This window comes from Citrobacter sp. Cpo069 (assembly GCF_030332785.1).
In the GTDB taxonomy this organism is placed as follows: Bacteria; Pseudomonadota; Gammaproteobacteria; order Enterobacterales; family Enterobacteriaceae; genus Citrobacter; species Citrobacter portucalensis.
On the sequence record NZ_JAOWHD010000042.1, the window covers coordinates 215677 to 235544 of the forward strand.

Below are 19868 nucleotides of genomic sequence, written 5' to 3' on the forward strand. Positions count from 1 at the left end.
TATCACGTCAAAATGCCTGATGGCGCTGCGTTTATCAGGCCTACGAACAAACAGCATCGTGCACTTTTCGTAGGCCGGATAAGACTAACGCCGCCATCCGGCTCTTTTATTCCCTATCCCCGCGTTTTTCTCACTCTTTCCGCATAGACCGCCAGCGTTTGCTTCAATACGTCTAAGGTCACCGGCTTGGACAGACAGCTATCCATACCTGATTCCAGACAACGCTGCTTCTCTTCGGCAAGCGCGTTTGCCGTTACCCCCACAACAGGCAGCGTTAACCCTAGCTGGCGGATACGCTGCGTCAGGCGATAACCATCCATGTTTGGCATGTTGACGTCACTCAGCACGATATCGATATGGTTTTTGCTGAGTACATTGAGCGCATCCACACCGTCATTCGCCGTTTTACACTGATATCCCAACGATCCCAACTGATCGGCCAGTAAGCGCCGGTTGATAGGGTGATCGTCAACAACCAGGATCATCATGTCATCGTTCGTCGCACCGGCTTTATCCGGGGCTGGCAGCGCCGTGGAGAGATCTTCACTCCCCAGCTCTACGCTATAGATATGCGCCAACAGCGCAGGCAGTTCGTGCGGTGACGCAACGCTGTGTACCCATTCTCCAGGCTCTCGTTCCAGCGGAATGCCAATATGGCGGCGGCAGAAAATTACCGCTGCCCGTCCCTGCCAGGCCTGTTCCAGCACATCGTCGGCCACCAACAGGTCATCCGCATCGGGCTGTTCTCCCTCATATCGCAGTACCGTCATCCCGTTACGCGTCAGGCTGGATTCGAGAAATTGGTACAGTGACGCATTGCGTACTGCCAGCCAGCAACGCGTGCCTGCCAATCCTTCTACCCCTTTTTTCAGCGGATACTGTGCGCCATAAAGCGGAATACGCAGCGTAAACTGACTCCCCATTCCCGGCTCGGAATCGACGGAAATATCTCCATCCATCATGCTGATCAATTTTTCACAAATCGCCAAACCGAGTCCCGTTCCCTGGAAATTACGCTGTACGCCAGTCCCCACCTGGAAGAAAGGATCGAACAACCGAACCACCTCTTTGGCAGGGATCCCTACACCGGTATCACGCACTCGAATGCTCAGGTAGTCGCCGCTGCACTGCACGTGCAGCACAATACAACCGGTATCGGTAAACTTGATTGCGTTACTCAGCAGATTAGAAATCACCTGTTGTAAACGCATCGGATCGCCATTCAGCGCCACGGGCACATCCGGGTCGATAAAGCAGTACAACCCCAACTGCTTGCGGACCACCAGCGGCAAATAGTTAGCCGTAATATGGTTCATGACTTCACGCGGTGAAAACTCTCGCGGCTCAATCTTCAGCTGTTCAGATTCAATTTTTGAGAAGTCGAGAATATCGCTGATAATTTTCAGCAGCAGGCTGGAAGAGTTATTCATCGCCGTTACCAGACGATCCACCCCACTCGGTAACTCTTTGGTTTGCAACAAATCAAGGTTACCGATAATGCCATATAGCGGTGTACGTAGCTCATGGCTCACCGTCGCAAGGAACATCGATTTGGACTGGCTGGCCTGTTCCGCCGCCTGCGCCATCTCCTGCAACGACTCTTCCATTTTAACGCGCGCACTGACATCAACCAGGACACAAATTGCCACGTTTTCATTGCGATAGCGCGAGTGCACAAAGCTGATTTGCAGATTGGTATTGTTGCTGGTCAGTACATCAACAAAATTGACCTGTTGGCCGCAAATAATTTGCGTTAACCGCTGACGGTCTTCATGCGTCAGCATATTCAGATAGGTGTGCGCCAGTTCGTTACTCAGGATGTTAATCCCATCCATCGTGCGCAGAATACAAATACCCACCGGCGCAGAAGCTACGATTTTACGGTTAAACTGCTCATGTTCTTCCAGCCGCTGAGCATCGCTTTCCGCTGGAATAAAAATGCGCCGTTCATACATGCGCGTGAGCATAAACAATGCCGCGCCAACCAGCACGTTCAACAAGATAGCGTTCAGGATCATCATGCGGATCCGCTCCAGCACCAGATCGACCGGAACGGAATAAACGATGCTCAGGGAGGACGGAGGCAGATTCTTCTTCAATACCAGCTCGCGGAAACCCGGCGTGTAACCAAACCAGGAGCGTTCCTGCATCCAGTGGGGCTCAGCCTTAATATTCCCTTCAGGGCCAGTGAGCGAAATCAGCGCATGCCCATTTTCGTCGAGGATGGTCACGCCCATCGGTAAACTGCCCGGCGTGAAGAAATTCTCCATACGAATAGGCTGCTCTACGCCCAACAGCGCCTGGAGGCGATTGGCGAGGTAAACCGGCGTCAGCGCATAGAAATACCCTACTCCCGGACGCGGCCCCTGGCTGATCCAGAACAAGTTGTTGCCGTTTTCATCTTGCGTAGCATTGCGATACTTAATAATGCGCTCATGCAACGCCTTCAGGGCCTCGTCACGTTCGACAGGCATATCACGCAAGCCGAAATTGGCCATACAGAGGTTGTCGCTGCCAATCAGGAACACTCGATTTAAATCATAGGCGGCGGAAAAGTTGTCGCGCCAGTAGCGCATAAACCATGCCAGTGATTCCAGAGAACCTCGCCAGGCGTTGCCCATGACAGAACAGTCGGAGTCGGCAAACAGCGGCTCAAAATTAGGCACGACGGTTTTATCATCTCGCGCCCGCAGCGACATCACGCCGTTTTCCGCCGTTAAGCGATTCTCGGCAATATATTTCAGCTCTTTAATGACATCAGATGTGCGCTGAATGTAGCGCTGGGCCTGATCGGAGCTGAGATTAAGCTCCTGATGGATCTCAGACTCTCGCTGATGCAGCGCATTCACAATGTAGAACACGGAGGCGAACGCAATCAGACACCAGATAACGAGCGCCAACGCTCTGAACAGGTAGCGTGAAACTTTTAGGGTTGAATGAACGGAAGCAAGGTATTTCAAAGGGGCGAAGCTCCGCCTCAGGGCATTAATAGAGTGTGGTTAAGGTAGCGGTAAATGTCTTTTGTCGCAATGCCATTAAAAAAAGGGCCGGATTTCTCCGGCCCTTTTTATAGCGTCTTAATTACTCGTCAGCGTCATCCGCTGCTGCATCATCATCGCTTTCCGCTTCAGGTGCGATATCCTCGTCACCTTCAGCTGCGCTTCCGTCGATGGAATCGAGCTCTTCATCATCAACCGGTTCAGCAACGCGTTGCAGACCCACGACGTTTTCGTCTTCCGCAGTACGGATAAGGATAACGCCCTGGGTATTACGCCCTACCACGCTGATTTCCGACACGCGAGTACGTACCAGCGTACCTGCGTCGGTGATCATCATGATCTGGTCGGTATCTTCAACCTGCACTGCGCCAACAACGGAACCGTTGCGCTCGGTAACCTTGATGGAGATAACGCCCTGGGTCGCACGAGACTTGGTCGGATACTCTTCCGCCGCCGTACGTTTACCGTAACCGTTCTGAGTAACGGTCAGGATCGCACCTTCACCGCGCGGAACGATCAGCGATACCACGCTATCTTTTTCCGCCAGCTTGATACCGCGTACACCTGTCGCGGTACGACCCATTGCACGGACAGCATCTTCTTTAAAGCGCACCACTTTTCCTGCCGCAGAGAACAACATGACTTCGTCACTGCCGGATGTCAGATCTACACCAATCAGTTCGTCGCCTTCGTTCAGGTTAACCGCAATAATACCGGCAGAACGCGGACGGCTGAACTCGGTCAGCGCCGTTTTCTTCACGGTACCGCTGGCGGTTGCCATGAAGACGTTCACGCCCTCTTCGTACTCACGTACTGGCAGAATTGCGGTAATACGTTCGTTAGCTTCCAGCGGCAACAGGTTGACGATTGGACGTCCACGTGCGCCACGGCTTGCTTCCGGCAACTGATAGACCTTCATCCAGTACAAACGACCACGGCTGGAGAAGCAGAGGATCGTGTCATGGGTGTTGGCCACCAGCAGGCGGTCAATAAAGTCTTCTTCTTTAATGCGTGCTGCTGATTTACCTTTACCGCCACGACGCTGCGCTTCGTAATCGGTTAACGGCTGATATTTCACGTAGCCCTGATGAGACAAGGTTACGACAACATCTTCCTGGCTAATCAGATCTTCGATGTTGATGTCAGCGCTGTTCGCGGTGATTTCAGTACGACGAGCGTCACCGAACTGTTCACGAATCAGCTCCATCTCTTCACGGATAACTTCCATCAGACGATCGGCGCTGCCCAGAATGTGCAGCAGTTCAGCGATCTGTTCCAGCAGCTCTTTGTATTCGTCGAGCAGTTTTTCGTGCTCAAGGCCGGTCAGTTTCTGCAAACGCAGATCCAGAATAGCCTGGGCCTGCTGTTCAGTCAGATAGTACTGACCGTCACGCACGCCAAATTCCGGCTCCAGCCATTCAGGACGCGCGGCGTCATCACCGGCACGCTCCAGCATGGCGGAAACGTTGCCCAGTTCCCACGAACGCGCAACCAGCGCAGCTTTCGCTTCAGCCGGGGTCGGCGCGCGGCGGATCAGTTCGATAATCGGATCGATGTTCGCCAGCGCAATCGCCAGCGCTTCAAGGATGTGCGCACGGTCGCGGGCTTTACGCAGTTCAAAGATAGTACGACGGGTTACGACTTCACGGCGGTGACGTACGAACGCGGCAATAATATCTTTCAGGTTCATGATCTTCGGCTGGCCATGGTGCAATGCAACCATGTTGATACCGAAGGAAACCTGCAGTTGGGTCTGGGAATAGAGGTTGTTCAGAACCACTTCCCCGACCGCATCACGTTTCACTTCAATCACGATGCGCATACCGTCTTTGTCAGACTCGTCACGCAGCGCGCTGATGCCTTCAACGCGTTTGTCTTTTACCAGCTCGGCGATTTTCTCAATCAGGCGCGCTTTGTTTACCTGATACGGAATTTCGTGAACGATGATGGTTTCACGACCCGTTTTGGCATCCGCTTCGACTTCCGCGCGTGCGCGAATGTACACTTTGCCACGACCGGTACGGTAGGCTTCTTCGATACCACGACGACCGTTGATGATCGCAGCAGTCGGGAAGTCCGGACCCGGAATATGTTCCATCAGCCCTTCAATGCTGATGTCTTCATCGTCAATATATGCCAGACAGCCGTTGATCACTTCGGTCAGGTTGTGCGGCGGAATGTTGGTCGCCATACCTACCGCGATACCGGACGAACCGTTCACCAGCAGGTTAGGAATTTTGGTCGGCATGACGTCAGGAATTTGTTCGGTGCCGTCATAGTTGTCGACGAAATCAACCGTTTCTTTTTCCAGGTCAGCCATCAGCTCATGGGCGATTTTCGACATACGGATTTCCGTATAACGCATCGCCGCTGCGGAGTCGCCATCGACAGAACCAAAGTTACCCTGACCATCTACCAGCATGTAGCGCAAGGAGAATGGCTGCGCCATACGAACAATGGTGTCGTAAACGGCGGTATCACCATGAGGGTGGTATTTACCGATTACGTCACCAACGACACGGGCAGATTTTTTATAGGCTTTATTCCAGTCGTTGCCCAATACGTTCATGGCGTAAAGTACGCGACGGTGAACCGGTTTCAGGCCATCTCGGACGTCCGGCAGCGCACGGCCAACAATGACCGACATCGCATAATCCAGATAGGAGCTCTTCAGCTCTTCCTCAATGTTGACCGGTGTAATTTCTCTCGCAAGGTCGCTCATCTAACCGCTATCCCTCTACTGTATCCCGGATTCAAAGGTCGCAAATTATAACACATCCGTGCAGATTCAGGTAAATGGATTCCCCCTGACAGAGGCTTTATTCATCCCGTCAGGCTGATATACTCATTTGCATCGCAAATTTAGGAGTAGAAGCCCCAATGAATGCCGAAAAACCTCCGGTAGCTCACAACGTTGACCATGAAGAAATTGCCAAGTTTGAAGCAGTCGCGTCACGCTGGTGGGATCTTGAGGGTGAATTTAAGCCGCTGCACCGCATTAATCCACTGCGTCTGGGCTATATTACTGAGCGCTCAGGCGGCCTGTTTGGTAAAAAGGTACTCGACGTCGGATGCGGCGGCGGTATTCTGGCGGAGAGCATGGCGCGCGAAGGTGCTACCGTCACCGGACTGGACATGGGTTTTGAACCGCTGCAGGTAGCAAAACTGCATGCACTGGAAAGCGGTATCCAGGTAGAGTACGTACAAGAAACCGTCGAAGAGCATGCGGAAAAGCATGCACATCAGTATGACGTTGTCACCTGCATGGAAATGCTGGAGCACGTGCCAGACCCACAGTCAGTGGTCAGAGCTTGCGCCAGGTTGGTCAAACCGGGTGGTGAAGTATTTTTCTCCACGCTTAACCGCAACGGCAAATCCTGGCTGATGGCGGTGGTCGGAGCGGAATATATTCTGCGCATGGTGCCGAAAGGCACGCACGATGTGAAAAAGTTTATTAAGCCTGCTGAATTATTAGATTGGGTTGACCAGACCGTACTGAAAGAGCGCCATATGACCGGCCTGCATTACAACCCCATCACCAACACCTTCAAACTTGGCCCGGGCGTTGATGTGAACTATATGGTACATACCACCGCCAAGGTTGATTAACCGCTCCTGTAGGCCGGATAAAGCGTGCAATGCCGCCATCCGGCATGCTTACTGGAACCATGCCTGATGACGTTTCGCTTATCAGGCCTACAAATCCTGTGCCAGATCATAAGAACTTTCCTTGCCTTAGATGAAGAAATCAGCACTCGATCAAATTTTCTATTTTTTTTCTCAATTATTGACATCCCCGCCAGGCCTTATAAGACGCGCACTTAGCGATTATCACCCTTTTGCAACCTCAATTTAACCTCAAAATCAACTCTTGTGCTGAAAAGAATCCCTACTAGAATACTCACCATATAGCGTCTATTTTATCAAACAACCCCTACATATAGTATTTATCCACAGACTTAGTCACAACATGACTCTGTGGATAATATGGGGGATATTTTTTCTTTCACGGACAGGTAAAAAACCACATGAATCAGAGTCTGCTGGTGACAAAGCGTGATGGTAGTACAGAGCGCATCAATCTCGACAAAATCCACCGAGTTCTGGATTGGGCGGCAGAAGGACTGAATAACGTATCGATTTCTCAGGTCGAGCTGCGCTCCCACATTCAGTTTTATGACGGAATCAAGACCTCCGACATCCATGAAACAATCATCAAAGCAGCCGCCGACCTGATCTCCCGCGAAGCGCCGGATTATCAGTATCTGGCTGCCCGTCTGGCGATTTTCCACCTGCGTAAAAAAGCCTACGGTGAGTTTGAACCGCCAAAGCTGTTCGACCATGTCGTGAAAATGGTTGAAATGGGCAAATACGACAATCATCTGCTGGAAGACTACACGGAAGAAGAGTTCAAGCAGATGGACTCGTTCATCGTACACGACCGTGATATGACCTTCTCCTACGCAGCGGTGAAGCAGTTGGAAGGTAAATATTTGGTGCAAAACCGTGTTACCGGTGAGATCTATGAAAGCGCACAGTTCCTCTACATTCTGGTAGCGGCTTGCCTGTTCTCTAACTATCCGCGTGAAACACGTCTGCAATATGTAAAACGTTTCTACGACGCCGTTTCTACGTTCAAAATCTCGCTGCCGACGCCAATTATGTCCGGCGTGCGTACCCCAACGCGTCAGTTCAGCTCCTGCGTACTAATCGAGTGCGGCGACAGCCTGGACTCCATCAACGCAACCTCCAGCGCAATTGTGAAATACGTTTCTCAGCGTGCCGGTATCGGCATTAACGCTGGTCGCATCCGTGCGCTGGGTAGCCCGATTCGCGGCGGTGAAGCGTTCCACACCGGCTGTATCCCGTTCTACAAGCATTTCCAGACTGCGGTGAAATCCTGCTCTCAGGGTGGCGTACGCGGTGGTGCAGCCACGCTGTTCTACCCAATGTGGCACCTGGAAGTTGAAAGCCTGCTGGTCCTGAAAAACAACCGTGGCGTCGAAGGTAACCGCGTTCGTCACATGGACTACGGCGTACAGATCAACAAGCTGATGTACACCCGCCTGCTGAAAGGCGGTGACATCACCCTGTTTAGCCCGTCCGACGTCCCGGGTCTGTATGACGCGTTCTTCGCCGATCAGGATGAGTTTGAGCGTCTGTACACCCAATATGAAAACGACGACAGCATCCGCAAACAGCGCGTGAAAGCAGTTGAGCTGTTCTCACTGATGATGCAGGAACGTGCCTCGACCGGTCGTATCTACATTCAGAACGTTGACCACTGCAACACCCATAGCCCGTTTGATCCGGTTGTCGCGCCGGTACGCCAGTCCAACCTGTGCCTGGAAATTGCCCTGCCGACCAAACCGCTGACCGACGTTAACGATGAAAACGGCGAAATTGCACTGTGTACGCTGTCCGCATTTAACCTGGGCGCTATCGAAAGTCTGGACGAACTGGAAGAGCTGGCCGTACTGGCGGTACGTGCGCTGGATGCGCTGCTCGATTACCAGGATTATCCGATTCCGGCCGCCAAACGCGGTGCGATGGGTCGTCGTACGCTGGGTATTGGCGTGATCAACTACGCTTACTGGCTGGCGAAAAACGGTAAACGCTACTCTGACGGCAGCGCCAATAACCTGACTCACAAAACCTTTGAAGCGATTCAATATTACCTGCTGAAGGCTTCTAACGAGCTGGCAAAAGAGCAAGGCGCATGCCCATGGTTTAACGAAACCACCTATGCGAAAGGTATTCTGCCGATTGATACCTATAAAAAAGATCTTGATGCTATCGCTAACGAACCGCTGCATATGGACTGGGAACAGCTGCGTGAATCTATCAAGACTCACGGCCTGCGTAACTCCACGCTGTCAGCCCTGATGCCGTCCGAGACCTCTTCGCAGATCTCCAACGCCACCAACGGTATTGAACCGCCACGCGGTTACGTGAGCATCAAAGCATCGAAAGATGGGATTCTGCGTCAGGTCGTGCCGGACTACGAACACCTGCACGACGCATACGAACTGCTGTGGGAAATGCCAAACAACGACGGCTATCTGCAGCTGGTAGGCATCATGCAGAAATTTATCGATCAGTCGATTTCCGCCAACACCAACTACGATCCGTCGCGCTTCCCGTCCGGAAAAGTACCGATGCAGCAGTTGCTGAAAGACCTGCTCACCGCCTACAAATTTGGTGTCAAAACGCTGTATTATCAGAACACCCGTGACGGTGCGGAAGACTCTCAGGACGATCTGGTACCGTCCATTCAGGACGATGGCTGCGAAAGCGGCGCATGTAAGATTTAATCTTTTGCCGGGTGGCGTAACGCTTACCCGGCCTACAAATTAATTCGCGGTATTGTAGGCCGGATAAGCAAAGCGCATCCGGCAGTACATTCCAGACAGGATTCACATCAATGGCATACACCACTTTTTCACAGACGAAAAATGATCAGCTTCTGGAACCGATGTTCTTCGGCCAGCCGGTGAACGTCGCCCGCTACGATCAGCAAAAATATGACATCTTTGAAAAACTGATCGAAAAGCAGCTCTCTTTCTTCTGGCGTCCGGAAGAAGTCGATGTTTCTCGCGATCGTATCGACTTCCAGGCATTGCCGGAACATGAAAAACATATCTTCATCAGCAACCTGAAGTATCAGACGCTGCTGGACTCCATTCAGGGACGTAGTCCTAACGTCGCGCTGCTGCCGTTAATCTCGATCCCTGAACTGGAAACCTGGGTGGAAACGTGGGCGTTTTCTGAAACGATCCACTCCCGCTCTTACACCCACATCATCCGTAATATTGTTAACGATCCGGCGGTGGTGTTTGACGATATCGTCACCAACGAGCAAATCCAGAAACGCGCAGAAGGCATCTCCAGCTACTACGACGAATTGATCGAGATGACCAGCTACTGGCATTTGCTGGGCGAAGGTAAGCATACCGTTAATGGTAAAACGGTTGTCGTAAACCTGCGTGAGCTGAAGAAGAAGCTGTATCTGTGCCTGATGAGCGTGAACGCGCTGGAAGCGATCCGCTTTTATGTCAGCTTCGCCTGCTCTTTCGCCTTCGCCGAACGTGAACTGATGGAAGGCAACGCGAAAATTATTCGTCTGATCGCCCGCGACGAAGCCCTGCACCTGACCGGTACTCAGCATATGCTGAACCTGCTGCGCAGCGGCGTGGACGATCCGGAGATGGCGGAAATTGCCGAAGAGTGCAAACAAGAGTGCTACGACCTGTTCGTACAGGCCGCGCTGCAGGAAAAAGAGTGGGCAGATTATCTGTTCCGTGATGGCTCAATGATTGGCCTGAACAAAGACATTCTGTGCCAGTACGTTGAGTACATCACCAACATCCGTATGCAGGCTGTTGGGCTCGATCTGCCATTCCAGACACGTTCTAACCCGATCCCGTGGATCAACACCTGGCTGGTGTCCGATAACGTCCAGGTTGCGCCGCAGGAAGTGGAAGTCAGCTCTTATCTGGTCGGCCAGATCGATGCCGAAGTCGATACTGACGATCTGAGTAACTTCCAGCTCTGATGGGCCGCGTGACTCTGCGCATCTCTGGCACGCAGTTGCTGTGCCAGGATGAACACCCTTCCCTGCTTGCCGCGCTCGAGTCGCACGATGTTGAAGTCGAATATCAGTGTCGTGAAGGATACTGCGGCTCCTGCCGTACCCGCCTGGTGGCGGGACAGGTTGACTGGATTGCAGAACCGCTGGCCTTCATTCAGCCCGGTGAAATATTGCCGTGCTGTTGCCGGGCAAAAGGCGATATTGAAATAGAGTTATAGTGTTTAGTGAACTTCATGCGCGGAGACCAGTACCACGTCTCCGCGTTTTTTCATCTGCATGATATACAGCGCCCCGGCCAGTACCACCAGCAGCGCACCCACCAGATAAATCGCCCGATATCCCACACCCTCGACCATCATCCCCATGATAAACGCGCCGATTGCCATTCCTGCATCCATCGCATTGAAAAACAGCGAATTGGCGATACCAATTTTATGGGGTTCCACCGAACTAATAATTTGTGTCTGAAATACGGGTGTGACCGAACCATAACCGATGCCAATTAATCCACCGGAAATAATCATCATAATGCTGCCGTTAGTATAGCCAAGCGCCACCAGCCCGACGGTGAAGGCCAACAAACACGGATAGACCACGTATTTCGGCCCTTTTTTATCACAAATATTGCCGGTAAAGGTTCGACAGATCATCAGGCAAATGGCGTAGCACAGCAGGAAATTACTGGCGGCGGCCATTAGATCGAGCTCGCGCGCATACAGTGCGAGAAAAGCGGAAACGCCCGCGTACGAAAAGGTCATGAAAAACGTCACCATCGCGAAAGGCAGTGCGGCGCGATCAAACATTGCAGCAAATCCCAGCTTCGGTTTTGAGCCGTCAGCATGACGGATAACCGGCGGTACGGCGACAATCAATGACAGGATAATACCCAGTACGGCAACCGCGCTACACAGCCAGAATGCAGTGGTAAAAGCTTCCCAGCGTGCCATGTTCAACCCTACCCACGGCCCCACAACCATTGCCAGTCCCATGGCTAACGAGAAAAAACTGATGCCCTCCCCACGTCGGGAGGCCGGTATCAACCGCGCGGAAATCGTTCCTTTTACCGTGGTAATAACGCCAAACGTTACACCATGAAGCACCCGAATCAACAGCAGTGATTCAATTGAGTGGCAAAAAGGATACAGCGCAGTGACCACCAAAAAGGCCAGAGAAGAGAGCACCAGAATTGTTTTATTCGAATATTTTCCTACCCATTGTCCCGCAAACGGGCGCACAACAATGGCGGCCCCCAAAAAGAAGGTGACTAATAATCCGGCCTTATCTGGAGTGGCATGCAGTCGATCCGAAATATAGATCGGTAACAGCGTGAGCAGGACATAAAAAACAAAAAATATAATAAAGCTGATTATCGTTATTGCCCAAAAATCTTTCGTCCACAGTTTTTCTTTCATATTCGACAACCTGTCCAGACGGCGCACGCAGGCAACGCTCAGCTCAACTGAACTACGGACAGGTGCGTCGAAGTGTGATTTTACGGTAGACCGCAAGTATAAACAGGTCCATTATATTAGAGAAATTAATCGTTTTAATATTGTTGATTAGAGGGAGCTAATGACATTAACCCAGATCCATGCCCTGCTTGCTGTACTTGAGTACGGTGGTTTTACCGAAGCCAGCAAGCGGCTGTACATGACCCAATCCGCCGTTAGCCAGGCAATTTCAGCGCTAGAGGAAGAACTAGGGGTTGATATTCTTATCCGCGAACGCCGCAAAGACATTCAACTTAGTCCGGCCGGGAGTCGGATCGTTTCACACCTGCGGACGATCGTGTCAGAAACCAACGCGGTGAAAGAGATTGCCGAGCAAGAGCGACAAAACCCGGCCAGAACCCTGCGAATCGGCTGCTTTCCCAGCGCCTGTGCCTGTATTTTGCCCGGTATCATCCACCACTTCGAGCAGCACCACCCGCATATCAAAATTATCCCTTATGAAGAAAACAGCACGGCAATCGTTGATTCCCTGCGCAGTGGGGATATCGATGCGGGATTTGTACATTTCCCGGTAAATGGCATGTACTGCGTACCGGTGTATCGCGACAAATTTACCGTTGTAGTTCCTGAAAGCCATCCGCTGGCGGCCAATAGAACGATTTCAGTGGAACAACTGGTTGGAGAACCGCTCATTATCAGCAAAGGTCGCTATGAATTAAGCATCATGGCGCTATTTAAAGAGAAGGGAATTGAACCGGTCATTAAATACGAGTTTAACCATCCGGATACCGCGATGAGCTTTATTCGTCAGGGGCTGGGTATAGCGTTATTACCGGAATTAACGCTGAAGGCGGTTGGTGGGAAAGTACGCTCAGTCCCGCTGGAACCGACGTTCTATCGACAGATATCCTTACTGGCAAAAGAGCCGCCGGTGGACGGCAGCCCTTTATTTCTCCTGCAGGCATGTATGGAAACGTTGACAGCAGACGGCCTTATCTAGCAGTTAAAACGTTTCATCCATTAAGGCCTGTGACCGGAGGTGCATCACAGGCCTTACGCCATCACTCTTTATTCAAGAATTTCACTGCTTTGTCGGGGAAGTCGGTGAACAGCCCGTCCACGCCCGCCTTGTTATAAAGAATGTCATACAGCTGGTTTACGTCAGTGGTGTAATCCGGCAGTTGATCGGCGCGAACGGTATAAGGATGCACAACCATCTTATTCTGATGTGCGTCCTGCACCATGCCAGTTAACGAGATATTGCCCTTCTTCGACTTCTCATCAATCAGCATGTGATAGTCCGGCCCAATGCCGTCCGCATACTGCGCAACCTGCTTCATGGCACCCGGTTTAAACATCCAGTCGTAGTTGTAATTAACCCAACTACCGTCCGGCTTTTTCTCCTGGGTTTCATTCCAGTCAGTGTACGCAATCAACTGTACCAGATTGAGATCCATCCCCATCTTCGGTTCCAGTTCATTTTTAATGCGCTTCAACTCTGCAACATCAAAACACTGTAGATAGACCTTGTCGTTCTTGTCGGTATACCCGTACTTTTTCAGTACTTCCAGCGTTTTAGCCGCAATGTCCTTCCCTTCCTGGTGATGGAACCACGGCGCTTTCATTTCCGGGTAAATACCGATGTTTTTACCGGTGGAATGATTTAATCCCTGAACAAACTCAATCTCTTCTTCGAACGTATGCACGCGGAAATCAGATTTACCCATCGGGAAGCGCCCTGGGTAGGTCTGGACCTTTTTGCCGTTTTCGATATCGAAGCCTTCGGTAAATTTCAGCGATTTAATTTCATCCAGCGTAAAGTCGATGGCGTAGTAACGCCCATCTTTACGCGCACGATCCGGAAAACGCTCGGCAACATCGGTGACGCGGTCAAGATAGTGGTCATGCAGGACGACCAGATGGTCATCCTTGGTCATAACCAAATCCTGCTCCAGATAATCCGCCCCCTGGGCATAGGCCATCGCCTTTGCTGGCAGCGTATGCTCCGGCAGATAACCGCTGGCGCCACGATGCGCAATCACGATTTTATCTGCGGCAACAGCTGCACTGCTGACCACCATACCTGCGAGCATCAGCGCCACGCTGAGACTTTTCAATGTGGTTTTCATCTATTAGCCCCCGTTACGCTTCAGTTCCATCTCTTCGTGATGGCGTTTTTCGCCAATCATGACGACTACCAGCAGAATAACCGCCAGCACGCTACCGCCAATCATCACCATAAAGCCGCCGTCCCAACCGAAGAAGTCAACGGTGTAGCCAACAATGGCGCTCGCGGCCACAGAACCGCCGAGATAACCGAACAGACCGGTAAAGCCAGCCGCCGTTCCCGCCGCTTTTTTCGGTGCCAGTTCCAGCGCGTGCAGACCAATCAACATTACCGGACCGTAGATCAGGAAGCCGATGATGATCATACAAGCCATATCCACGTTCGGGTTGCCTGCCGGGTTCATCCAGTAAACGATGGTCGCAATAGTTACCAGCGTCATAAAGAACACGCCGGTCGCGCCACGGTTACCACGGAAGACTTTATCCGACATCCAGCCGCACAGCAGCGTGCCCGGAATACCCGCATACTCATACAGGAAGTAGGCCCAGGATGATTTGTCCAGTGCGAAATGCTTCACTTCTTTCAGGTAGGTTGGTGACCAGTCCAGGATGCCGTAGCGCAGCAGATAAACAAACACGTTGGCGATAGCGATGTACCACAACAGTTTGTTCGGCAGTACGTACTGCATGAAGATCTGCTTCGCAGTCAGCTCTTCTTCCGCTTTCTCGGTGTAATCGTCCGGATAGTCGTTCTTATACTCTTCGATAGGCGGCAGACCACAGGACTGCGGCGTATCACGCATCAGGGCAAAAGCAATCAGCGCGACGACGATCGCACCGAAAGCAGGCATATACAGCGCCGCTTTCCAGTCATTGAACCAGGCCATACCCAGCAGGAACAACAGCGGAGGCAGACCGCCACCCACGTTATGCGCACAGTTCCAGACGGAAACAATGCCTCCACGCTCTTTCTGCGACCACCAGTGCACCATAGTACGGCCACACGGCGGCCAACCCATCCCCTGGAACCATCCGCAGAGGAACAGCAGCACAAACATTACCGCGATGCTCGATGTCGCCCACGGCACAAAGCCCATGAACAGCATCACTGCGGCGGCCAGAATCAGACCGGCTGGCAGGAAAACGCGCGGATTCGAGCGATCCGAAATGGACCCCATGATGAATTTCGAAAATCCGTAAGCAATGGAGATACCGGACAACGCAAAACCCAGATCGCCACGCGAGAAACCTTGTTCAACCAGATACGGCATCGCAAGGGCAAAGTTCTTACGTACCAGATAGTACGCGGCATAACCAAAGAAAATCCCCAGAAAAATCTGCCAACGTAATCGACGATATGTCGGGTCGATCTCCGCTGCAGGTAAACGCGCCGTGTGTGACGCTGGTTTAAAAATGCTCAACATAGTGTAGCCTCCGTGGCCGTCTTTCATTCGAAGTAAACACTGCAGTTCGTCATTACTACCCTACCGCTCCCAGTGTGGCCGCGATGTTAAGGAAAGATACATAACAAAAATGTGAAACGCAGCACATATTGTTACAGATTTATGACAAATGTTCATAAAGGCGCACGAAATCACGTTTCATTTTCGAATAATGAGCGATTATGCGCGAAATCAAACAATCCATGTTTTTTATGTGGCTAAATGATAAAAAACGAACTGTGAGGAAAAACAATGAAAACTCGCGACTCGCAAACAAGTGACGTGATTATCATTGGTGGAGGAGCAACAGGTGCAGGGATCGCACGTGACTGTGCGCTGCGCGGGTTGCGCGTCATCTTAGTGGAACGCCACGATATCGCCACAGGTGCGACCGGGCGCAACCACGGTCTGCTGCACAGCGGTGCACGCTACGCCGTCACCGACGCTGAATCTGCCCGTGAGTGCATCAGCGAAAACCAAATTCTGAAACGTATCGCCCGTCATTGCGTTGAGCCAACGGACGGTCTGTTTATTACTCTGCCGGAGGATGAGCTGTCCTTCCAGGCTACCTTTATTCGCGCCTGTGAAGAGGCAGGGATTCGCGCAGAAGCGATTGACCCTCAGCAGGCACGTATTATCGAACCTTCTGTGAATCCACAGCTGATTGGTGCAGTAAAAGTACCAGACGGCACGGTCGATCCTTTCCGCTTAACAGCAGCTAACATGCTGGATGCGCGTGAGCATGGCGCGGTTATCTTAACGGCGTATGAAGTGACGGGACTGATCCGCGAAGGCGCAACGGTTTGCGGCGTTAACGTGCGCAATCATCTGACAGGCGAAATGCAGTCCCTGCATGCACCGGTTGTCGTCAACGCCGCTGGGATCTGGGGTCAACGCATTGCGGAATATGCCGATCTGAGCATCCGTATGTTCCCGGCCAAAGGTTCGTTGCTGATTATGGATCATCGCATTAACCAGCATGTCATTAACCGCTGCCGTAAGCCCTCTGACGCCGATATTCTGGTGCCTGGCGATACCATTTCACTGATCGGTACCACCTCACAGCACATTGATTACGACGATATCGACAGCAACCGCGTCACCGCAGAAGAGGTCGATATTCTGCTGCGTGAAGGCGAGAAGCTGGCGCCGATTATGGCGAAAACGCGCATTTTACGCGCCTACTCCGGCGTACGCCCGCTGGTGGCTAGCGACGACGACCCAAGCGGTCGTAACGTCAGCCGTGGGATTGTACTGTTCGATCACGCTGAACGTGACGGACTGGAAGGGTTTATCACCATTACCGGCGGCAAACTGATGACCTACCGCCTGATGGCGGAATGGGCCACCGATGCCGTTTGCCGTAAGCTGGGCAATACCCAGCCTTGCACAACGGCAGACACCGCGCTGCCTGGCTCACAGGAATCTACCGAGCATACGCTTAAACGCGTGATCTCATTGCCAGCTCCACTGCGCGGCTCGGCGGTCTACCGTCACGGCGATCGCACCCCTGCGTGGCTTAGCGAAGGCCGCCAGCACCGCAGTCTGGTCTGTGAATGCGAAGCAGTCACCGCAGGCGAAGTGCAATACGCCGTCGAGAATTTAACCGTCAACAGCCTGCTCGATTTGCGTCGCCGTACCCGTGTTGGAATGGGGACCTGCCAGGGCGAATTGTGTGCCTGTCGCGCCGCAGGTTTGCTGCAACGTTTCAATGTCACTACCGCAGCGCAGTCCATTACCCAGCTTTCCGACTTCATCAACGAACGCTGGAAAGGCGTGCAGCCTATCGCCTGGGGAGATGCGCTGCGCGAAAGCGAATTCACGCGCTGGGTTTATCAAGGGTTGTGTGGTCTGGAAAAGGAGCACCAGGATGAAATTTGATACCGTCATTATCGGCGGCGGCCTCGCCGGACTGCTATGTGGCCTGCAACTGCAAAAAAGCGGACTGCGCTGCACGATTGTTACCCGCGGCCAAAGCGCCCTGCATTTTTCCTCCGGCTCACTGGATTTGCTCAGCAGCTTACCCGATGGTCAGCCGGTGACGGATATAGAAGCGGGTTTGAATGCGCTGCGCACTCAGGCACCCGCACATCCGTATAGCACCATCGGAACGCAGAACGTTCTGGAACTGGCCCAACAGGCGCAAAATTTACTGGAAGAATGCGGAACGCATTTGCAGGGCAAAGTGCATCAGGCACATCAACGTGTTACCCCGCTGGGCACCCTGCGCTCAACCTGGTTAAGTTCCCCGGAAGTGCCGGTCTGGCCGCTGTCCGCACAGCGTATCTGCGTTGTAGGGATTAGCGGGTTACTGGATTTTCAGGCGCATCTCGCCGCAGCGTCATTACGCCAACGCAATCTCAGCGTCGAGACGGCAGAAATCGAGCTACCGGAGCTGGATGTCCTGCGTGATAACCCAACCGAGTTTCGCGCCGTTAATATTGCGCGCCTGCTGGATAACGAAGATAAATGGTCGCTGCTTTATGACGCATTGCTGCCAATGGCAAAAACCTGCGACATGATAATCATGCCGGCATGCTTTGGTCTGGCCGATGAGCGGCTCTGGCAGTGGCTTAACGAGCGCCTCCCCTGCTCGCTGACACTGTTACCGACCCTACCACCTTCGGTGCTGGGCATGCGTTTGCACAACAAATTGCAGCGCCAGTTTGTGCGCCAGGGCGGTGTGTGGATGCCGGGTGATGAAGTGAAAAAAATCACCTGTCAGGATGGCGTGGTCAGCGAAATCTGGACCCGAAATCATGCCGATATCCCCTTGCGGCCACGTTTCGCCGTGCTCGCCAGCGGCAGCTTCTTCAGCAGCGGGCTGGTCGCCACGCGTGAGGCAATCCATGAACCAATCCTGGGACTGGATGTACAGCAAACAGCTACTCGCGCCGAGTGGTATCAGCGTGATGTTTTCGATCCACAACCGTGGCAACAGTTTGGCGTGACTACCGATTCCGCATTACGCCCATCACTGGCGGGAAAAACGATAGAGAACATGTATGCCATTGGTTCCGTTCTCGGCGGATTCGATCCTATCGCCCAGGGTTGCGGAGGCGGCGTGTGTGCAGTTAGCGCCTTACATGCCGCACATCATATTGCGAAACGTGCAGGAGGACAGCAATGAGCGACACACGTTTTGAAAGTTGTATCAAATGTACGGTGTGCACCACCGCCTGCCCGGTAAGCCGCGTCAATCCGAGCTACCCGGGTCCTAAGCAGGCCGGCCCGGACGGTGAACGTCTGCGCCTGAAAGATGGCGCGCTATATGACGACGCGCTGAAATACTGCATCAACTGTAAACGCTGCGAAGTGGCCTGTCCGTCAGACGTGAAAATCGGCGATATTATCCAGCGCGCGCGCGCCAAATACGACACGACGCGCCCATCGTTGCGTAACTTTGTCTTAAGTCATACCGATTTAATGGGCAGCGTATCCACCCCCTTCGCCCCAATAGTGAATACCGCCACCTCATTAAAACCGGTGCGTCAGTTGCTGGATTACGCGTTAAAAATCGATCATCGCCGTACGCTGCCGAAGTACTCCTTTGGCACCTTCCGCCGCTGGTATCGCAGCGTTGCCGCACAGCAGGCGCAGTATCAGGATCAGGTCGCCTTTTTCCACGGCTGTTTTGTGAATTACAACCATCCCCAGCTCGGCAAAGACCTGATCAAGGTGTTGAATGCGATGGGTACTGGCGTGCAACTGCTGAGTAAAGAGAAATGCTGCGGCGTACCGCTGATTGCCAACGGTTTTACCGATAAAGCGCGTAAGCAGGCTGTCAGCAACGTGGCCTCGCTCAGGGAGGCAATTGATGGCAAAGGCATTCCGGTGATTGCCACCTCATCAACCTGTACCTTTGCGCTACGTGATGAATATCCGGAAGTGCTGGATGTCGACAACTCAGGCCTGCGTGAACACATTGAACTGGCAACCCGCTGGCTATGGCGCAAGCTGGATGAAGGTAAAACGCTGCCGCTGAAGACGCTGCCGCTGAAGGTGGTCTATCACACGCCATGTCACATGGAGAAAATGGGCTGGACGCTCTATACGCTGGAGCTACTGCGACAAATTCCAGGGCTGGAGCTGACGGTGCTGGATTCTCAGTGTTGCGGGATTGCCGGGACTTACGGCTTTAAAAAGGAAAACTATCCGACTTCACAGTCTATTGGCGCACCGTTATTCCGCCAAATTGAAGAAAGCGGCGCTGATATCGTCGTCACCGACTGCGAAACCTGTAAATGGCAGATTGAGATGTCTACAAGCAAACGCTGCGAACATCCTATCACCCTGCTTGCCAAAGCGTTGGGTTAAC

General features: G+C 52.6%; 13 protein-coding genes. 8 read left to right on the forward strand and 5 right to left on the reverse strand.

Going from position 1 to position 19868, the window contains the following annotated elements; genetic code table 11:
* Nucleotides 1–113: 113 nt before the first annotated feature.
* Both rcsC and gyrA read right to left on the reverse strand, forming a co-directional pair.
* Nucleotides 114–2960, reverse strand: a complete 2847-nt coding sequence (rcsC, locus tag OGY08_RS05525) for a two-component system sensor histidine kinase RcsC (protein WP_048234866.1) — start codon at nucleotides 2958–2960, stop codon at nucleotides 114–116.
* A 121-nt stretch (nucleotides 2961–3081) separates the two neighbouring features.
* The gene (gyrA, locus tag OGY08_RS05530; protein ID WP_003834662.1) at nucleotides 3082–5721 is read right to left on the reverse strand and encodes a DNA topoisomerase (ATP-hydrolyzing) subunit A; all 2640 of its coding nucleotides are present in this window, start codon (nucleotides 5719–5721) and stop codon (nucleotides 3082–3084) included.
* A gap of 158 nt (nucleotides 5722–5879) precedes the next feature.
* Here gyrA and ubiG point away from each other — a divergent pair, with 158 nt between their 5' ends.
* The 4 genes from ubiG to yfaE all read left to right on the forward strand — a co-directional run bounded on the left by ubiG (nucleotide 5880) and on the right by yfaE (nucleotide 10808).
* Nucleotides 5880–6608, forward strand: a complete 729-nt coding sequence (gene ubiG, locus OGY08_RS05535; protein ID WP_048234860.1) for a bifunctional 2-polyprenyl-6-hydroxyphenol methylase/3-demethylubiquinol 3-O-methyltransferase UbiG — start codon at nucleotides 5880–5882, stop codon at nucleotides 6606–6608.
* 419 nt (nucleotides 6609–7027) lie between these two features.
* On the forward strand, nucleotides 7028–9313 hold the full coding sequence (nrdA, locus tag OGY08_RS05540; RefSeq protein WP_003834667.1) for a class 1a ribonucleoside-diphosphate reductase subunit alpha: 2286 nt from the start codon (nucleotides 7028–7030) through the stop codon (nucleotides 9311–9313).
* A 110-nt stretch (nucleotides 9314–9423) separates the two neighbouring features.
* Nucleotides 9424–10554, forward strand: a complete 1131-nt coding sequence (gene nrdB, locus OGY08_RS05545; protein ID WP_060683511.1) for a class Ia ribonucleoside-diphosphate reductase subunit beta — start codon at nucleotides 9424–9426, stop codon at nucleotides 10552–10554.
* Nucleotides 10554–10808: a ferredoxin-like diferric-tyrosyl radical cofactor maintenance protein YfaE gene (gene yfaE / locus OGY08_RS05550; protein WP_003027609.1), complete on the forward strand. Its 255-nt coding sequence runs from the start codon at nucleotides 10554–10556 to the stop codon at nucleotides 10806–10808. The genes nrdB and yfaE overlap by 1 nt, the downstream gene beginning before the upstream one ends.
* 3 nt (nucleotides 10809–10811) lie before the next feature.
* On the opposite strand, the gene OGY08_RS05555 is transcribed toward yfaE, so the two are convergent.
* Nucleotides 10812–12002, reverse strand: coding sequence for an MFS transporter (locus tag OGY08_RS05555; RefSeq protein ID WP_079934560.1), 1191 nt, complete (start codon nucleotides 12000–12002; stop codon nucleotides 10812–10814).
* Nucleotides 12003–12162: 160 nt separating this feature from the next.
* Here OGY08_RS05555 and OGY08_RS05560 point away from each other — a divergent pair, with 160 nt between their 5' ends.
* Entirely contained in the window at nucleotides 12163–13041 is an 879-nt protein-coding gene (locus tag OGY08_RS05560; protein WP_057066394.1) for a LysR family transcriptional regulator, read from the forward strand.
* A 61-nt stretch (nucleotides 13042–13102) separates the two neighbouring features.
* Here OGY08_RS05560 and glpQ read toward each other — a convergent pair whose 3' ends face one another.
* Together glpQ and glpT are read right to left on the reverse strand one after the other, a co-directional pair.
* Nucleotides 13103–14170: a glycerophosphodiester phosphodiesterase gene (glpQ, locus tag OGY08_RS05565; RefSeq protein ID WP_008785318.1), complete on the reverse strand. Its 1068-nt coding sequence runs from the start codon at nucleotides 14168–14170 to the stop codon at nucleotides 13103–13105.
* A 3-nt stretch (nucleotides 14171–14173) separates the two neighbouring features.
* Entirely contained in the window at nucleotides 14174–15532 is a 1359-nt protein-coding gene (gene glpT / locus OGY08_RS05570) for a glycerol-3-phosphate transporter (protein ID WP_057066393.1), read from the reverse strand.
* Between the two features lie 270 nt (nucleotides 15533–15802).
* On the opposite strand from glpT, the gene glpA reads away from it, so the two are divergent.
* Genes glpA through glpC form a run of 3 tightly spaced genes read left to right on the forward strand, consistent with a single transcriptional unit; the run spans nucleotide 15803 to nucleotide 19867 of the window.
* On the forward strand, nucleotides 15803–17431 hold the full coding sequence (glpA, locus tag OGY08_RS05575; protein WP_125362699.1) for an anaerobic glycerol-3-phosphate dehydrogenase subunit A: 1629 nt from the start codon (nucleotides 15803–15805) through the stop codon (nucleotides 17429–17431).
* Complete coding sequence (glpB, locus tag OGY08_RS05580) at nucleotides 17421–18680, forward strand: glycerol-3-phosphate dehydrogenase subunit GlpB (protein WP_032944057.1); 1260 nt, start codon at nucleotides 17421–17423, stop codon at nucleotides 18678–18680. The genes glpA and glpB overlap by 11 nt, the downstream gene beginning before the upstream one ends.
* On the forward strand, nucleotides 18677–19867 hold the full coding sequence (gene glpC / locus OGY08_RS05585; protein ID WP_003834686.1) for an anaerobic glycerol-3-phosphate dehydrogenase subunit GlpC: 1191 nt from the start codon (nucleotides 18677–18679) through the stop codon (nucleotides 19865–19867). The genes glpB and glpC overlap by 4 nt, the downstream gene beginning before the upstream one ends.
* The last annotated feature ends 1 nt before the right edge of the window (nucleotide 19868 follow it).